The sequence below is a fragment of the Blautia hansenii DSM 20583 genome, assembly GCF_002222595.2.
Classification (GTDB): Bacteria; Bacillota; Clostridia; order Lachnospirales; family Lachnospiraceae; genus Blautia; species Blautia hansenii.
Map to the genome: position 1 here is coordinate 2711660 of NZ_CP022413.2, position 17126 is coordinate 2728785.

The following is a 17126-nucleotide window of genomic DNA, read 5'->3' on the forward strand; positions in this document are numbered from 1 at the left end:
GTTTTGACAGGACTTTATATATTTTTTAGGAAATTTAATAAATTGTGGGATTACTCTACAAGAATACCATTTGTAATAGGTGTTTTACTTTCTGTTACACTTCCATCTTGGGCTACACAAGCTGCCTTTACTCGATAATAGTAGCCTCTTGTTACTTGTACATTATAGCTTTTTGTCAACAATGCAGTATTGTAAGCTGTATCAGAAAATGTTCTTATATTATACCAACTTCCGTTGGAATACCTCTGCAATGTCAACTTCAAAATCATCTTATCACAGACAACACTACCTAAAACAGCTCCATATACATTAACACTTCCATTTCCATTATCTGTCACTTTAGCTGTTCCTTGATTAAGGATATTCCCTTTCACATCTGCTCTCAAGCTTATTTCTGAACAATTTTCATTCGTCAGTAAAGAACCATCTATTGTCTTACTTAAATTCCCTTCATTAGCAAATACTGCTGTATTTACAGCAAAAACTAATATAATTACCATTACATTTTTTATTATTTTTTTTATATTTCTCATTCTTCTCCTTTTATATAGCTAATATACAATATTCTCTGCTATATTCTCCATTTCTTTTTTTTCCATTTTTCCAAACAACTCATAATAGCAATTTTTATATTCCCATTTTAAAGAATACATTGGTTTCTTATCTTCTCCATCCTCAATCTTCCATAAAGTAATCTTTAGTTCTGGAATAAAATCATTCTGAAATGTTTCAACTAAAATCCCATTATCATTCTGACTTAAAAATGAAGCTTTCTTCTCATTTGGAAAAATCATTAAAAAGACAGTTTGTTCATCATAAACATATTGCAAAATACCTGTCTCGGCATTTTCATCAATTACATAGTCCTGATATCTCATTTTATCAGGCATATAAAAAAATCTAGGCGTTTTAATCCCAAAAGTATTTTCTATCTGCTCACAAGCATACTGTTCTGTCCTGTCACTTTTTATTACATCATTATTGTCTACCTGTGTATTCACATCATTTCCAAACAGCTCATTCATCTCCCTCATGATGTACGCTCTGTTTGCCTCACTGGTCATGGAAATGCCAAATACGCCGATTAGGACTGCTGCTGCAACAGAAGCCCAACGTATCACTCTTTTTCTCCCTGTATTTCCCTGTTTGGTATTGCTTTTGTTCTTATACCACTTTGCATTTTTTAATTCTTTTACTTTATTGGTGTGTTTTTCTCTATCATCTACATTTGTTACATAATTGTTTGTGTTTTCAATTGACTCGCGTCTTCTAATTTCGGCCATTAATTTTTGAAAGCCCTCTTCTGTAGGTTCACATTCTAAAGATTTTGAAATTTCTTCCGCCTCTTTTTCAATTTCTTCTGCCTCTTTCAAAAATTCCTCCAAAATTTTCTGATTTAATTCTTCATCATTCAAATTTTTAGTAAAAAAGGTTTCACATTTTTTCTCATTTTCTTCTGATTTCCCCATGAAACTCCTATCTTTCCTTGACTTTTTTTCATAACTGTATCATATTATCTTATAGTTACTATTTTGAACTAATCAGGAGGAACACCATGAAACATATCGTACTTACCGGCGGTGGAACTGCCGGACACGTTACCCCAAATATAGCTATGATTCCACGTTTAAAAGAACTGGGATACAAAATTTCTTATATCGGCTCTTACGAAGGTATGGAAAGAAAGCTCATTGAAGAACTTAACATTCCTTACTATGGAATTTCTTCCGGTAAATTACGCCGTTACTTTGATGTCAAAAATTTTACTGATCCGTTCAGAGTTATAAAAGGTTTCTTTGAAGCTAAAAAATTAATGAAGCAGTTAAAACCTGATGTTGTATTCTCTAAAGGTGGATTTGTCACAGTGCCTGTTGTAATTGCAGCAAGCAAAAAACATATACCTACCTTTATCCATGAGTCTGACATGACACCGGGACTTGCAAACAAAATATCCATTCCTTTTGCAACAAAAGTTTGCTGCAACTTTCCCGAAACGGTTTCTCATCTTCCTGAGGACAAGGCTGTTCTCACAGGAACACCTATCCGTCAAGAATTACTGGAAGGAAACCCAGAAAAAGCTCTGGAGTTTACAGGTCTTTCTAAAGATAAACCTGTTATCCTTATCATAGGTGGAAGTCTTGGTGCTGCTGCTGTCAATGATGCAGTCAGAAAAATCCTCCCTGAATTATTAAAAGACTTTCAGGTAATCCACCTCTGCGGAAAAGATAAAGTTGATGAAACTTTATCTAACGTTAAGGGATATGTACAATATGAATATATCAAACAAGAACTTGCTGATTTATTTGCTCTAGCCGATCTTGTTATCTCCCGTGCAGGTGCAAATGCAATTTGTGAACTTAGTGCTTTAAACAAGCCTAACCTCTTAATTCCACTTTCCGCACGAGCAAGTCGTGGAGATCAGATTTTAAATGCCCGTTCTTTTGAACAGCTTGGTTACAGCAAAGTTCTGGAAGAAGAAGAACTTACTAATGACATATTATTAAGCGCTGTCCGTGATTTATATGAAAACCGAGAAGCTTATATTACAGCTATGTCTTCCAGTAAGCATAAGGACTCTATTCAACAAATTGTCCAGCTCTTTGAAAACGCAGTAAACAAGACTTTATAAGTCTTCAAACTTATTTCTGTAATACTTATTAATCCAAACTTTTATCCTGTGCCTTTTGGCTCTCAGACTTTCTACTGAAATGCCAAGGGCACGGGCAGTTTCTAATGCATTTTGACCTTCTACATTCATTTTCATAACAATTTCGTACCACTGACTATTTTTCTTTTCCAAATCTTCAAAAAATTTTCCCGTAAACTCTTGCATAACAAGCTTCTTTGTTGTTTCTTCCTCCACAGATGATTGTTTTTCTGAACGATTTGAAGTCCACATAATTCCTTCCTCTGCGAAAAGTTCTTCTTCATTTGAAGCTCCTGCAGTTACTTCATGTACCTGATATGATTTTCTGCAAAAGTCAATGGCTTTTCTCTTTGCATTTACTATCAACCATTGCTTATGGTATTCTTCCTGTAAAGTATCTGCTTTTTTCAAAAACGAAATAAAAACTTCTTGGCTTACGTCTTCCGCAAAGTCAATATCACGCAAAATACTATACACTACCTTTTTCACTATTTGATAATGCTGACGATAGATTTCTCGAAATTTCTCTTCTGTCATCTCTTTATCCAACTTCTAAATTTTAGACCTGAGAAAATTTTTCTAAAATCTCATCTCTATCTTCTGGTTTAAGAGTGCCCGGTTCCCATGTAATTCCCACACCATCATTTTCATTTCTCGGAATTAAATGCATGTGGAAGTGAAATACAGTCTGCCCCGCTGCCGTTCCATTGTTCTGAACAACATTGTAACCATCGCAGTTCAACACTTTTTTCATTTTCTTTGTCACTTCTTTTGCTAATATCAAAGCTTTTCCTGCCAAATCATCAGGTAATTCATACAAATTCTCAAAATGAGCCTTTGGAAGAATTAGAGCATGTCCCTTACTGGCAGGTCCCAGGTCTAAGATTACTCTAAAATCCTGATCCTCATAAAGTGTTGCGGCTGGTATTTCTCCGTTTGCAATTTTGCAAAAAATACAGTCTTTCATTTTCATAATCTCCTTTCACTTATATATCCGAATAAAAACCTGTAAATATTACTTCTGTTTTGTCGAATTTTGGCATATAAAACTATTTGCTATTTAAAAACAGGGATGTTACACTTGTTTTTGAAAAAATAAAGAGAGGGGTAACCATGAACACTCAAATAAATCAATCCAATCAACATATTACTGCAAAGGAAGAACCTGATTATCGTCAATTATATGAGGAGCTTCAAGTACAACAACAATTTACATTATCTCATGTTTCTCACGAAATCCGTAATCCGGTAACATTAATCAACAGCTTTTTACAACTGCTGGAGTCTCATCATCCCGAATTAAAAGAAGATAAATACTGGGGAAAGATTATGGAAAATATGGATTTTCTGAAAACGCTTCTTAATGAATTTTCCAGCTTTAATAATTCCGGCAAGCTAAATATCCAGGAATTAGACCTCTCAGAGCTTCTGGAAAATCTGGCTGCTTCCAGTTTACCTACTTTAGAAAGCTACAACGTTTCTCTTGTTTTAAATATTGAGCCAAATCTGCCTGTCATTCAAGCAGATAAAACGAAAATGTCCCAGCTGATTTTAAACCTTTTAAGAAATTCTTCAGAGGCAATTAAAACAGAGGGTATTATCCATTGCTCTTTAACCTCTCAAGAGAATTATCTTGTTCTTTCTGTTAAGGACAACGGAAGCGGAATTCCTGTTCTGTATCAAGAAGACCTCTTTGAACCATTCATTACTCATAAACAGGAGGGCACAGGTCTCGGACTGCCTATCTGCAAAAGAATTGCAGAAGCCCATAATGGAAGTATTTCTTTTCAATCCGTTCCTGAAAAAGGTACTGAATTTACCGTTCTACTACCTATACGACAGCCTTTATAATCTTCTTTGATACACCCTGCGATAACAAAGGACAGCTAAAATAAATCCACTTATCAATCCACCAAAGTGTGCTGCATTATCCACACCTGTACTTGTCATTCCAAAATATAGACTTAATCCGGCCATGACAATTAACTGTCGAGTGGTAAAATTTTCAATTCGTCCTCTGTTTGCAATAACAATATAGATGAGCGCACCGATGACTGCAAAAACTGCACCGGATGCTCCTGCCGAAATAAAATATTTGCCGTTTTTTATTTCCAGATATATGGACAATACATTTGCCCCTATACCTCCGAGGAAATAGATAAGCAAATATTTTATTTTGCCTATATTTCTTTCCAGACAATCTCCCAAAAACAATAACACCAGCATGTTATTCCCCAGATGCTGAATTCCAAAATGCAAAAACATGGATGAAATCAGGCGATAATACTCATGAGACTGCAAAACTGCTGGTGTATAGCAGCCACCCCAGCGTAAAATGTGGTAGGTATCCAAAGATGAGCCGGTTACTTCTACCAGTAAAAATACCAGCAAATTAATGCCAATCAAAAGAGTATTAACCGGAACTTCTTTTCTTTTTCTCAGAAAATATTTGATTTCATTTTCCGTTTTTTTTCTTTCCATTCCTGAATAATTATTTTCTGTATTCATCACTCTTCCTTTACTTCCATAGCTATCTATCTTTTTATCATCCCTATTTTACCATATTTTTCCAAAATCAGCATTACATTTATCAATATATAAGTACCTTTTTTCTGCAAAAACAATCGTATTTTCTTCTTTTAATAAATATTCTGTCTCCGGTTGTATGATTTCTCCGTCTAATTCCGTTCCGTTTCTGGAATTTAGGTCAATTAAAAATGTCTGATTATTTCGACAGATAATTTTCGCATGAACACGACTGATGGTAGGCACACTCAGACAGATATCAACCCTTCCTCTTTGACTTCCTATAATTGTATGTTCTTTTTCCAGAAAAAATTTCTTTCCCGTTTCTATTTCTAAAAGATAAGATTTCCCTTGGACTTCTGACTGTAAAAGTACAGTTTTCCCAAAATCCTCCGACATCTCTTCCTGCCTTTCCTCTTCCCCCATTATTCCTGTTACTTCTTCCCTTTCAAAAGTCTCCAGAATATGATTTTCTAAATCTTGCTTTCTATATTTCCAAAAATAAATCAATCCGCCTACGGCAATCACAAATACTATAAGAAAAACTGCTGCAATCCCCAAATAACGTATTCCCATATTGGATAAATATCTTGCCAAAAAGATGACAACTCCTATTACCAAAAAAATTCCTACTACAAATATTTTCTTTATGGGAGGTTCTTCTTCCTCCTCTTCCTTATAAAAATCATCTAAAATTTTCTGTCTTTCTTTTTGCTCCTCCTTATTTTCTATCTCAAAATCAGTGTTTCTATTTTCTGTTTCTCCATAAAGAAGCTTACGTATATCATCCGGTTGAAGGCGATTTTCTACTGCAAGCTTGTGCATACCATATCCGAGGGTTACTGCGCCTTTATCCTTATGCTCGATTTTAGGCAGTAAATATTCTGTAAGAACACAAAACTCCTGTTCTATGGTATTTTCTTGCTCCGGAAACCAGAAAAAGGAGTAGGTATCTTTATCTAAGTTTTTGTATAAATACGCAGGATTTAGAAGCAAAAAATCTCTGTTCAGCAAATATTCATCTAATTTTTCTAAAACCGAAACTATTTGTAAAAAAAGCTCTTTTAATGTATCTTTATCAAATTTTCCTTTCTCATACAGGTTTTCAAGACTCTGACTCCCTGTAATTTCATAATAAAGATATTCTTTTCCATTTATCCGCTGCATTTTACAAGGAAGTAATCCATGCACCTGATTTTCCAGCAAAATACGAGTTTGATAATTATCCTTTAAAGGGTTTTCCAATGGTAAAACGGCGAAATTACAGCTCATATTTCTCTTAAAGGTAATCTCCAAAGTGCTCCCTCCCTTCTCTATATTTTTTCATTCTATATTTTGTGAAAATCTGCGGTATTTTTGCACTTTTTCAATAAAATCCACCGGTTTTATTACCTTGCTTTTCCACTTTTCCTTCATGCTCCAGTTCAAATTTTGGAACGGAATGTAAAACTCCTTTTGAAACCCTACCGATATTTCTTTTTTTCCTCCGCTTACCGTATAGGACTCCTGCATATCCGCTGCTTTTTGTTTTGTTTCTTTTACTGCGGTTTCTTCGCTTATCACCGATCGACCGCTTCCATACACAGAAAGCTCGCAAATTTGTGCTGTCTTCCAAACCTTTGTCTGCGTGCCCAATATCAAAAACAGAGAAGCAAAAATTACCAACAGCCATACACCGCTTATCAATGCCATTTCTACCGTATAACTTCCTTTTAGTCTTGATTTTTTTATATCATCCACATATACGCACCTGCCATCCCCATTGTTAAAAAAGGGAGAAACGGAATTTCTCTGTCTTTTCTCCCTCTGTTTCTCACAAAAATAAAAACTGCCCATAAAAAAGCGCCGAAAAGTGCCATTGATAAAATGCCCAATGTATTCCAAATTCCTACGGATAGTCCCATAAGCAAAATAATCCAGCAATCTCCGTAACCTATTGCTTCTTCGGATGCTTTACTGATTATAAAGAAAAGAATACCCGGAATACTTCCCATAAGGGCAAATACTGATTTTTCATATATATTTTCGCCTTGAAAAAGCACTTCCCCTATAAACGTTCCCATCACAAATATTCCGTAAAAACCAATTTTCCACAAAGCAACTGTCTTTTGTTTTCCATCTTCCACACTACACAGCAGAAGAATACACAAATGCACCAGCCATTTTTCTTTCACACATTTATCCTCCACACCTGTCACAAATATTCAAATGTTTTACCTGCGATTTCTTCACCAGCTTTACGTGACGTGTCAATCCGCCGCATTCCTTGTCCTTATGATAGCGGTTTCCCGTGGACGTAACGTAAACGGTTGTCGGTTTCTCTCCTATTTCCATACATCTCTCACAGCTATGATACTTTTCTCCATATATATTTTTCTTCTGTTCTGCATGAGAATAGGACATTCCCTGTACCGAAAGTCTTAAATGACTGCAAGAAGCGCTGGTATGATAAACACTTTCCCAATCCGTAACATAAACCATTTCTTCTTCCTGAAGAAGTTCCTCCTTAGGCGTATATCCAATCCATGCTCTCGCCTGCCCCTTCACCTGAAATCTCACAGGAAATGTCTGAAAAGGTGTAAAAGGAGCTTGATAGAAAAAGGAAGCTTTCAAAGAAATCCTTCCATTTTCGTATACGGACTGTGCCAGATTTATTCCGTGAACACCGCCTACGACCCCAAGCAAAGCTTCACCTGTAAGCTTTTCCTGCACTTTCCTCCTCACATAGATTTGGCAAACAGCATTACTTACTGTTCCCACCGGTGATTGTGTATCGTCCTCCTGACAATACGCATACATTCCCAGTTCTTTTGCGCTTTCGCACAAGGCGCTCTGTATCACTGTTGTTATTCTGTATAAATCTAAAATTCCTGCTAATATTACCACGGCAAAAAAGAAAAGAGGCAGAACAACCGCACACTCCACAGTCAAGCTCGCCTTTTGCCGAAGAACTCGCACCTCCTTCTTTTGTTTTCTCTGCTTCATGGTTTTCTACCTCCCCTTCTGCCATTTTACATATCATAAGAATACATTCTTTCCGCCTGCCATATCTTATTCTCCGGCCCTGCAATCTGAAAGCTGACAGCAACGGTATCGATACACGCATCAAAAGCAAACTTTTCCTTTCCCTCTTCCTGCCGAAGATTAACTTCTATCACATCCATAATTCGCATTACCAGTTCCTGTTCCGGCACACTCATCAGTAAAATCCGAAGATATTCCTCATAATCCGCTCCTTTTTCTGTGGTTATCCCCGTATCTGCCCTCAAATCAGAAAGCTGTGTCTTCCAACTGCCGCTATCCTTAACCAAAGGCACACAACCACCGGACAGCAAAGCCTTTACATCTGCAATTCCTTCTATATACGCCCATCCTGCTGCCAGTACCCCTTGCACAAAAGTCATCCCTTCAGGTATAAGCAAAAGAAACGACAACGCAGAGGCGCATGCTGCTAGTTCTCCCCTTTTCTGTGGGTTGGTATAAAGAAACGCCAGATTACTGATTTCACGAAGAAGAAGCAGCTTTTTCACAACAGAGGACAGGTTTTCTCTATCCCCCTCTTTTCCACCTAAAAGATATTCTATTTCATAAGCTAAGGGCGTTTCTGCTCCGTCTGTAAAGCTTTGAAACTTCTCAAAAGCATATTCCTGAATAAAAATCTTATCAGCAAATCCCTCTTCTGTTTCCAGCTCCGGAAAATCCCCCATTCCCTGCTGCCTTTCCCTCTTTGACAAAGTAGCCGATAAATCGATTGTTTTTTCCGATACATTTACACCGGAAGGTAAAACAAAAGATAAAAATCCATTTTCTTTAAAGCTTTTTATAATTTCTAATGGATTATTGGTCTCTGAAATTTCCGGCATAGGCGTTGTTTCTTCCGGATTTATTTCCTCCATTCCATTGTTTTTTATGTTTTCCTGTTCCTCCAACACTTGTTTTTCTTCCTCTGTTTTCTTCAGCAAAGCCTCTATGCCTGCATTGCCCAGATTTTCTTTCATATAGCGGATTATTTGCTGCTTCACCGCTGCTCCGTTCTTATCCGATGCCGCCCGAAACCCGTCTGCGGCACATATCTGTACCGCACATTTTGTCAGTCCTGAGTCTAAAACAGGTTTCATGTAGTCCTCTAAATGATTTAATACCTGAGCAATCTGTATTCTGCCGGTATTATAAGATGCGTCCAGAAAAAACAGATTATACCTTTCCAGAAGCTCTCTGTCATATTCCGAAAAAAGTGAATATAAGCCTGTATCCATACTATTAACAGCCTGCGCTCTGGCACAGGCTGTTCGAGATGACTGAATGCTGACTGTAATAAGCGATAACAAAACCAAAAGCAAAATGCTCATAGCTGCGGTCATACTTCCCTTTTGCTTCACTCTCTCACCTCTATATGCTGTTACTCTGCTTTGTAATTTTAGATAAAATACTTTTCACCAGACTGGTAAGCTGTTCCTTGAAAATCAAAACCAAACCGATAAGCACCACAAGTATAAGTATAATTTCTACTACGCCGACAGCATCCTCTTCCTGCCAAAATTCCTTTAATACTCCCATAATTCTTACCTCCTGTTATAAAAAACTAAAAAATGCCGGTATCATTAAAATCATTAACACAACAATCAGTTGCAGTACCATAGGAAGCAAAAGCTTCGTAGACGCCTCTTCTCCTCTTACCTTTGCACTGCGCTTTCTCTCGTCCTCTGCCACTGCCTCCTCCCTTTCCAAAAGCTCCAAAAGGTTCTGATTTCCCTTTTTCAAATTCTGCACTAATAAAACAGACAAAATTTTATACTGAGAAATCCCGCACCTTGTTCCGAAACGCTCATAGGCCTCTGCCTCATATATACCGCCCTGCATTTCTTTGCAGGTACGGACAATTTCTTCATACGCACTCCTTTCTTTTGCATGATATTTTTCCCTGCTGCGCAGATATCCGTCTGCAATTTTTTCCATAGCCTTTCGTATGGTAAATCCGGCTCTTAAAAACAACACCAATTTCTGAACAATATCAGGATAATCTCTCTGCATCTCCTTTCTCACAAGTTCCTGCTGCTTTTTCGCTTTTTCCTTCTGCAAGGGATAAACACCCAAGCCCAATACCAAAGACAGCATACAGATAATTCCTCCTGTCTGTATTCCCGTTCTCCTATAACGAATTTCTTCTCCCTGTACTGTTTGGGGAAGATATAAAGGTCCTGAAGGATTTTCGCTTAAGAGCTCTGCTTCTTTTTGAATTTCCTTCTGTATTTTTTCTCTTTCATTCAATTTCGATGGATAAACCGTAATCTCAGCATTCCATATATCTGTTACTTCTCCAAGAGAAAGAAACGCAGCCACTTCCACACTTTCTCCCTTTTCAGAAACACCTTCTTGCGGTATTCCCTCCCAGCTCAATATATCCGGATTTCCTGTACTCCATGATATTTGTACCGGATTTTCTTCCAAAGCCTGCGGAAACCGAAAGTCACCTCCTTCTTTCTTTGCCTTTTTCAACCACTTGTCCAACTCTTTTTTGGCTTCCTTTACATAGTTTTCCATCTCCTTTTCTGTATATCTTTCTTCCTCTACATAAACTGTAATTTCCTGTGTCTTTCCCTGTGTTTCGGCAAGAAGTGTCTCCTCGTACCCGCCTTCTCCATAAGGATTTCTTTCCAGATACTCCATACTTCTTTCTTTGTCTTCTTTTATAAAAATTCCTATACCTAAAAGATTTCCAAGCAAAATTACCGACACTGCCATACAAAAACTCTTTTTGTCCTTTCCCCACTCTTTAAACATCAATCTGAGTCAACCTCACTCCCCATTGAAATGCCGCAGTATACAAAAGAAGGCAAGCTGTCATAACACAAATCCCCACAGGATTTCCATATAACACGCTTAAAAATTCCGGAGAAGTAATCTGCATATAAAGAATAATCCCCAGAGGAATAAAGCTCATAATCTTCTGTTCCATTTTTCGAGATGCCAAAACAGCATCAATTTCCTTCTTCACCTGAATACGCTCTTCAATAGACGAAATACAACGGTTTAAAATTCCTCTCATATTTCCTCCCATTTTCTTTGCCTGTATCAATACATCTGTAAAATTCAAAATATCTTCTACTCTGCTTCGAATTCCCAAATCATACAGCAATTCTTCTAAGGGTATGCTGTGTCCCAGTTGTCTTTCTATATAGGCAAATTCCCTTGCCATCTCTGCTTTTTCTCCATACAGTCTTTCCAAATCTTTTCTTGCTTCCCTTATGGTGTTATCTAAAGAATAACCTGCCGATATCCCCACCTGCATAGCATTTAAGGCATCTTTAAACTGATAATTTAGCCTTTTCTTTCTCAGACGGATTTGTTGTTTTTTCCTTTGATGTATGTACCAGAAAGGTAACGGAAGCATAAAGAAAAAAACTGCCGTGCTCTTATAAAACAAATAATTTATTCCCATGCAGGCACACACTGCTTCCATAAGATAAAGTCCCCACTGCTGTACAGAAAGATGATAAACATCATAATCAATTTTATTCACAGGATAATTCCTGCCTTTGTAAGCTTTTCGGTGTGATAAAGCTGTCCTCTTTTTTCTAAATTTCTGTTTCTGACAAATAACGGATTTAATACAACCTCACCTTCCTTTGAAATTTCTTTAATCTCACAGATTTCCAATACTTTTCTGCTTTTATCTGACATTCTTCCTAAATGTATAAAGATATCAAAGCCTGACACAATCTGGCGGCGAATAACCGGTATAGGCAAATCTATTCCCATCAAAACCATTGTTTCCAGCCTGCTTATCATATCCTGACAGCTATTGGCATGAATGGTGCTCAGGCTTCCGTCATTTCCTATATTTACAACCTGCAAAAGCTCTGCCGCTTCCTTTCCTCTCACCTCTCCTACAATAATTCTGCTTGGTCTCATACGAAGGCAGGTTCTCAATAAATCTCCGATGGTAATTTCCTGAGATTTCTCAATATTCGCCGGTCTACATTCCAGACGAACCAGATTTTCTATCCCCTGAATTTGCAGTTCTGCATTATCTTCGATAGTAATGACTCTCTCATCCTTGGGAATATATTCTGATAACGCATTTAAAAATGTAGTTTTTCCCGAACCTGTCCCACCTCCTATTAAAATCGTATAACCTGCTTTCATAAGCTTTTCTAAAAAAATAGCTGCATCTTCTGTAATGCTCTCCAATTTCAACAAACGTTCCATAGTAATAGGCTTTTCCGGAAATTTTCTTATGGTAAGCACCGGACCGTCCAGCGCAACGGGAGCAATAACCGCATTTATTCGTTCTCCTCCTGCCAGTCGTGCGTCTACAATGGGCTGCAGCGTATTGATTACACGATTGCATTTTGATGCCATTTGCTGAATAACATCCTCCAGCTTTTCCGGAGAAGAAAAGCTCTTTTCAAAAGCTTCGATTTTACCGTCCTTTTCTATAAAAATTTTATTCCATCCATTAATCATAATCTCTGTGACATCATCGTTTTCCAGCAGCTCCTCCAGAATATCCATACGCCGTACAGACATAAAAAGTGCATTTCGCAGACTTTCTCTCTGTGCAATAGGCAAATATTTTTTCTTGCCGTGCTGATGTAAAATTTCATCAATTATCTCCAAAACATCTTCATCTAAATCTTTCCATGTATTTTCCAGCCTTTCCACCAATGTTTTTCGCAAATCTTGAAATTCATCACTGCTTTCTTCTTTCATAATTTTCCAGCACCTTTCTCACAAAACTTCCCCAAGGTCCCATTTTCAGTTCCTGTACTGTGTTTATTCCTTCCATACTCTCGCCGGTAAGAGAAACTATCCTTATCCTATCTTTCTCTATAACACCCCAATTTTCCATCAAGGTATGGAACTGAGAAAGTTTACAGTCTGCTATAAATCCTCCCTTTACAGGCACATAAATTTCACTGCATAAATTCAATACAGAAAACAGCTCATCCACTGCACTGCTGATATTCAATATCAAAACATGATATCTGCCGCTCTTTTTCACAGCTTCAAAAAGCCTGCTCCAATGTACAAAGGGAATTGATTTAATATCCTCCGGCGACTCCACAGGAGGCAGATAATCCATATCCCCCTGCTGCTGTATCATCCCTTCCACTTCCTCCCATAAATTTTCCTTTCCGCAGCGCAGTGCAAAAAAGAAATCCGTAAGGTTTTTCTCGTATTCTCTCAAAAATAACTGCTCCAATCCTGCAAAATCTTCCATGCTGATATACAGTACCCTTTTCTCTTCTCCCAAAATCTGTGCTGCCGCCAATGCAAACAAACAATTTGCACAGATTTCAGAAGGTGAATAAATTCCCACAATTTTCATGCCCTGTCTTGCATCCGAGCAGAAAGGAACCTGCGTTTTTTCCGTATAGTATTTCATCACCTCCTTAATTACACTTTCCGCCGACTGATACTTATAGATACACTTATACGGCGATTTTGGCTCCTCTTTTTCATCAGAAAGCACCACTACATTCTCTTCTTTTATCTGCTGTATCCGTTCATCTACATCTTTCTGTGCAATCAACAACATAGGCGGAGGCTGACTTCCCACCGAACTGTAAAATTTTTCCACATCTGTAAAAGCTTCTGCACGAAACGGAAGCTTTTTCTTATTGTTCAAATACTCTGTAAAATTACAGGCATAATCCGTATCTGAATCACAGACTGCAATCATATTTTTCTTCAATAAAATCCTCCTACATAAAGCATGACGCTTAGAAATATCGGTACTGTAAAATGGAAATTTTCAGGTCGACTGCCCTTTTTCCTGTAAGCACACAGCACCCTGCTTTGACTATATTCATAAACATAATTGAAAAAATAAGAAAATCGCTCTTTGAAATTTCCACAGGAAATCAGAAATGCGAAAGATAAAAGTCCTCCCAGAAAAAGAGAACAAAGAATAAGCTTAAAAACAGCAGTTACACCTAAAAAAATTCCCAGACCGGAAAATAATTTTATGTCTCCTGCACCTAACATTCGAAAGTAAAACAACGGGAACAGCAAAACACAGGGCAATAATAATCCCAAGCCTCCTGATAAAGTCCCAGCTATTCCATTTGCTCCCATCTGCCAGAAAAAGCCTGTCAGAAAAAACACTACAATAAATCCGTTCACCACCCTTTCCATCAGAAAATCCATGCACATGGCAATACCCGAAAAACACAATACAAATAACGATTGTACTGACAACAAATCACCTCTTTTATTTTATAAAATCTTTGGAAAATCCCAGTCGAACGACTGTAAGAATATCTTGAAGTTGTATCTGATTATAGTCTCAGAAAAAGGATTTGTAAAGAGAAATTATTACTAATTTTTCGATTTGGATAGACTACACAAAATTAGCATTTGCAATCTCTGTGATTTTCAGTTAAAATATTGAATAGAAACAGTAATAAGGAGTATAGACTATGGGACTTATTATATTTTTAGGTGACAGTATTACCGATGCCGGCAGGAAAACTTCTCCTAATGAGCTGGGATTTGGTTATGTAAATATATTTTCAGAACGTTTAAAAGCCCAAAGCCAGAACTGGAACATTCTCAATCGTGGTGTAGAGGGTTATGTCGTACAAAATGTTGCAGAAACTCTCCATCGTGAATGTATTTCCTTAAAGCCTGATTATATCAGTATTCTGGTGGGAGTGAATGATATCGGACTGATTGCAAATTCCTCTGCTTCCGAACAGGATAAGCTCTATATGCTGGAAGACAGTATCCGTGCCTATCACGAAATGCTTTTTGATTTATCCAGAGAAACACAGGCAAAAGTCATTATTTTAGAACCTTTTATTCTGCCTCAGCATGAAAAATATGAAGACTGGGTACCATGGCAGAAAAAAATGTCTAAAAACATTCAGAAGCTTGCCCGCAATTATGGCGCTTATTTCATTCCACTGCAAACACCTTTGAATAATAAAATTCAGGAACAGGGATATGAAAATATTACTACCGACGGTATTCATCTTACCACTCAGGGACAGCAGCTCCTTGCAGATATTGTAAAGGACTCTTTCCATTTATAAATTTTTTCAAAATTTAATCTTTCAAAAACAAAAGGCGGGATATACCTCAATGTGTATATCCCGTTGCTATTTCAACAAATTTTCCCGATACAACTTCAGCTAAATCTTTTGGATTTAATTTCAATGTCGTACCAATTCTTCCTCCGCTTACATAGATTTCCTCATACGCAAGAGCACTTTCATGAATAATGGTAGCGTACTGTTTTTTCATTCCCAACGGACTGCAGCCGCCTCTCACATAACCGCTCACTTTTGTAATATCCTTTACATGAATAAGCTCTACGGATTTTTCACCCACTGCTTTTGCAGCTTTTTTCAAGTCAATTTCAAGAGCAATGGGAATAACAACAACATAATACTCTTTACTTTTCCCCTGCACAATCAAAGTTTTAAAAGATTGCTCCACAGGAGCTCCTGTTTTTTGTGCGGTATGGAGTCCGTCAATAAACTCATCGCACTCATATTGAAGAACCTCATAAGGAATTTTATTTTTCTCTAAAATTCTCATTGCATTTGTCTTAATTTCTTTTTCTTTATGCTTTCCCATTGCTTTACTCCTATAATTTCAAATGCTTCATAAAATGTCTGTAAAGTACGCAGCCTACAAAAGCCGCCAAAAGCTCTGCGATTGGGAAGGTAATCCATACCCCAAACAGCCCCATACTCTTGGATAATAATGCAGCTAAAGGAATAATAATTACCAACTGACGCAGCACAGAAATCACCAGTGACTGAATTCCTTTTCCCAACGCTTCAAATGCACCGGAAAGTACGCAGCCTACCGTGGAAATTAAAAATCCCACAGCAATCACCCGAAGCATGGGTACGCCGATTTTCAGCATTTCCTCATTTGCATCAAACAGCTTCATAATAAATCCCGGAAACATCAAAAACAACAGCATACCTGCCAGCATAATTACACCGGTTGCTTCCATACTTGCCTTTAGCGTTTCCTTCATACGTTTTTTATTTCCCGCACCATAATTGTAGCTCATAATCGGACGCATACCCTGCACAACACCGTTTGCCGGCATATATACAAAAGACTGGATTTTAATGTAAAGTCCGAATACTGCAATGGCAGTTGCTGAAAAAGCTGCCAAAACAGAATTTAAGGCTGCTACCAGAATAGACGGCATTGCCATCATAATGGCGGAAGGAATTCCCACCGTATAAATTTTTTTCAAAATTGCTCCGTCCAGACGGAACCCTTTGAAATTGATTTTAATAGACGGACATTTTTTCAGGAAAAATCCCATAGAAAGCACTGCTGCTAAAATCTGTGCCGCAACCGTTGCAATGGCTGCACCCTGCACACCCATCGCAGGCAAACCAAACCATCCAAAGATTAACACAGGGTCTAAGATAATATTAAAAATAGCTCCTATTCCCTGAAAAAACATAGGCATAATCATATTTCCCGTTGCCTGAAACAGTTTTTCGGAATATAAATGATACATACTTCCGACACTGAAAAATAAAACAATCTGTGTATATTGGCAGCTCATATCCAAAATCTCAGGACTGTCTGTAAACGCACTGAGAAATGGTCTTGTCAGGAAAATCCCCGCAAGTACAAACAAAAGCCAATGTACTGCGCAAAATATCAGTCCGTGGTTCGCTGTTGCCGTAACCTCTTTGTCATCCTTTGCACCCAGCGCTCTGGCAGCACAGGCACTTAAACCAATACCAAATCCACAGGATACTGCCAAAATCATATTTTGCAGCGGATACGCCAGGGAAACTGCTGTCAGAGCGTCTTCACTTACTCTGGCTACATACATGCTGTCTACAATATTATATAACGCTTGTATCAACATAGAAATCATAGGCGGCACAGACATGGAAATCAAAAGGGGCATTACTTTTTTTGTCCCCATTGCATTTGTATTTTTATCCATTTTTGTTTTCCC

21 protein-coding genes are annotated in these 17126 nt (G+C 37.7%); 3 read left to right on the forward strand and 18 right to left on the reverse strand.

Going from position 1 to position 17126, the window contains the following annotated elements:
• Positions 1-50: 50 nt before the first annotated feature.
• Positions 51-500, reverse strand: coding sequence for a DUF6147 family protein (locus CGC63_RS13660; protein WP_242970496.1), 450 nt, complete (start codon positions 498-500; stop codon positions 51-53).
• A 51-nt stretch (positions 501-551) separates the two neighbouring features.
• Positions 552-1469: a DUF4367 domain-containing protein gene (locus CGC63_RS13665; protein ID WP_004220382.1), complete on the reverse strand. Its 918-nt coding sequence runs from the start codon at positions 1467-1469 to the stop codon at positions 552-554.
• An 86-nt stretch (positions 1470-1555) separates the two neighbouring features.
• On the opposite strand from CGC63_RS13665, the gene CGC63_RS13670 reads away from it, so the two are divergent.
• Positions 1556-2629, forward strand: a complete 1074-nt coding sequence (locus CGC63_RS13670; protein ID WP_004220384.1) for an undecaprenyldiphospho-muramoylpentapeptide beta-N-acetylglucosaminyltransferase — start codon at positions 1556-1558, stop codon at positions 2627-2629.
• Here CGC63_RS13670 and CGC63_RS13675 read toward each other — a convergent pair.
• The gene (locus tag CGC63_RS13675) at positions 2624-3184 is read right to left on the reverse strand and encodes an RNA polymerase sigma factor (RefSeq protein ID WP_004220386.1); all 561 of its coding nucleotides are present in this window, start codon (positions 3182-3184) and stop codon (positions 2624-2626) included. The genes CGC63_RS13670 and CGC63_RS13675 overlap by 6 nt on opposite strands.
• Before the next feature lie 22 nt (positions 3185-3206).
• Entirely contained in the window at positions 3207-3620 is a 414-nt protein-coding gene (locus CGC63_RS13680) for an HIT family protein (RefSeq protein WP_004220389.1), read from the reverse strand.
• Positions 3621-3760: 140 nt separating this feature from the next.
• Here CGC63_RS13680 and CGC63_RS13685 point away from each other — a divergent pair, with 140 nt between their 5' ends.
• Positions 3761-4498, forward strand: a complete 738-nt coding sequence (locus tag CGC63_RS13685; RefSeq protein WP_009246618.1) for an ATP-binding protein — start codon at positions 3761-3763, stop codon at positions 4496-4498.
• On the opposite strand, the gene CGC63_RS13690 is transcribed toward CGC63_RS13685, so the two are convergent.
• From CGC63_RS13690 to CGC63_RS13745, 12 genes are all read right to left on the reverse strand, one after another.
• Positions 4493-5128: a rhomboid family intramembrane serine protease gene (locus tag CGC63_RS13690; protein WP_242970497.1), complete on the reverse strand. Its 636-nt coding sequence runs from the start codon at positions 5126-5128 to the stop codon at positions 4493-4495. The two genes, CGC63_RS13685 and CGC63_RS13690, sit on opposite strands and share 6 nt — an antisense overlap.
• 75 nt (positions 5129-5203) lie before the next feature.
• A complete protein-coding gene (locus tag CGC63_RS13695) occupies positions 5204-6469 on the reverse strand; it encodes a DUF6382 domain-containing protein (RefSeq protein WP_154965472.1) in 1266 nt (421 codons plus the stop codon).
• 27 nt (positions 6470-6496) lie between these two features.
• The gene (locus tag CGC63_RS13700) at positions 6497-6913 is read right to left on the reverse strand and encodes a hypothetical protein (RefSeq protein ID WP_004220397.1); all 417 of its coding nucleotides are present in this window, start codon (positions 6911-6913) and stop codon (positions 6497-6499) included.
• Positions 6901-7347, reverse strand: a complete 447-nt coding sequence (locus CGC63_RS13705) for an A24 family peptidase (protein WP_009246621.1) — start codon at positions 7345-7347, stop codon at positions 6901-6903. Before CGC63_RS13705 ends, CGC63_RS13700 begins: the two co-directional genes overlap by 13 nt.
• Positions 7348-7351: 4 nt before the next feature.
• Positions 7352-8158 (reverse strand): TadE/TadG family type IV pilus assembly protein, encoded by an 807-nt coding sequence (locus CGC63_RS13710; protein WP_004220400.1) that lies wholly within the window; start codon positions 8156-8158, stop codon positions 7352-7354.
• A gap of 26 nt (positions 8159-8184) precedes the next feature.
• Positions 8185-9552: a DUF5702 domain-containing protein gene (locus tag CGC63_RS13715; protein WP_004220402.1), complete on the reverse strand. Its 1368-nt coding sequence runs from the start codon at positions 9550-9552 to the stop codon at positions 8185-8187.
• 10 nt (positions 9553-9562) lie between these two features.
• Entirely contained in the window at positions 9563-9730 is a 168-nt protein-coding gene (locus tag CGC63_RS13720; protein WP_004220405.1) for a Flp1 family type IVb pilin, read from the reverse strand.
• Positions 9731-9745: 15 nt separating this feature from the next.
• Positions 9746-10915, reverse strand: a complete 1170-nt coding sequence (locus tag CGC63_RS13725) for a type II secretion system F family protein (protein WP_022239125.1) — start codon at positions 10913-10915, stop codon at positions 9746-9748.
• Between the two features lie 31 nt (positions 10916-10946).
• Positions 10947-11693: a type II secretion system F family protein gene (locus CGC63_RS13730; RefSeq protein WP_004220409.1), complete on the reverse strand. Its 747-nt coding sequence runs from the start codon at positions 11691-11693 to the stop codon at positions 10947-10949.
• Positions 11690-12886: a TadA family conjugal transfer-associated ATPase gene (locus CGC63_RS13735; RefSeq protein ID WP_004220411.1), complete on the reverse strand. Its 1197-nt coding sequence runs from the start codon at positions 12884-12886 to the stop codon at positions 11690-11692. Before CGC63_RS13735 ends, CGC63_RS13730 begins: the two co-directional genes overlap by 4 nt.
• Positions 12867-13871: a P-loop NTPase family protein gene (locus CGC63_RS13740; RefSeq protein ID WP_004220413.1), complete on the reverse strand. Its 1005-nt coding sequence runs from the start codon at positions 13869-13871 to the stop codon at positions 12867-12869. The genes CGC63_RS13735 and CGC63_RS13740 overlap by 20 nt, the downstream gene beginning before the upstream one ends.
• The gene (locus CGC63_RS13745; protein ID WP_022239128.1) at positions 13868-14377 is read right to left on the reverse strand and encodes a prepilin peptidase; all 510 of its coding nucleotides are present in this window, start codon (positions 14375-14377) and stop codon (positions 13868-13870) included. Before CGC63_RS13745 ends, CGC63_RS13740 begins: the two co-directional genes overlap by 4 nt.
• Before the next feature lie 221 nt (positions 14378-14598).
• Here CGC63_RS13745 and CGC63_RS13750 point away from each other — a divergent pair, with 221 nt between their 5' ends.
• The gene (locus CGC63_RS13750) at positions 14599-15213 is read left to right on the forward strand and encodes an SGNH/GDSL hydrolase family protein (RefSeq protein ID WP_004220415.1); all 615 of its coding nucleotides are present in this window, start codon (positions 14599-14601) and stop codon (positions 15211-15213) included.
• Between the two features lie 46 nt (positions 15214-15259).
• Here CGC63_RS13750 and ybaK read toward each other — a convergent pair whose 3' ends face one another.
• Together ybaK and CGC63_RS13760 are read right to left on the reverse strand one after the other, a co-directional pair.
• Positions 15260-15760: a Cys-tRNA(Pro) deacylase gene (ybaK, locus tag CGC63_RS13755; protein ID WP_004220417.1), complete on the reverse strand. Its 501-nt coding sequence runs from the start codon at positions 15758-15760 to the stop codon at positions 15260-15262.
• Positions 15761-15770: 10 nt separating this feature from the next.
• Complete coding sequence (locus CGC63_RS13760) at positions 15771-17114, reverse strand: MATE family efflux transporter (RefSeq protein WP_004220420.1); 1344 nt, start codon at positions 17112-17114, stop codon at positions 15771-15773.
• Positions 17115-17126 lie beyond the last annotated feature (12 nt).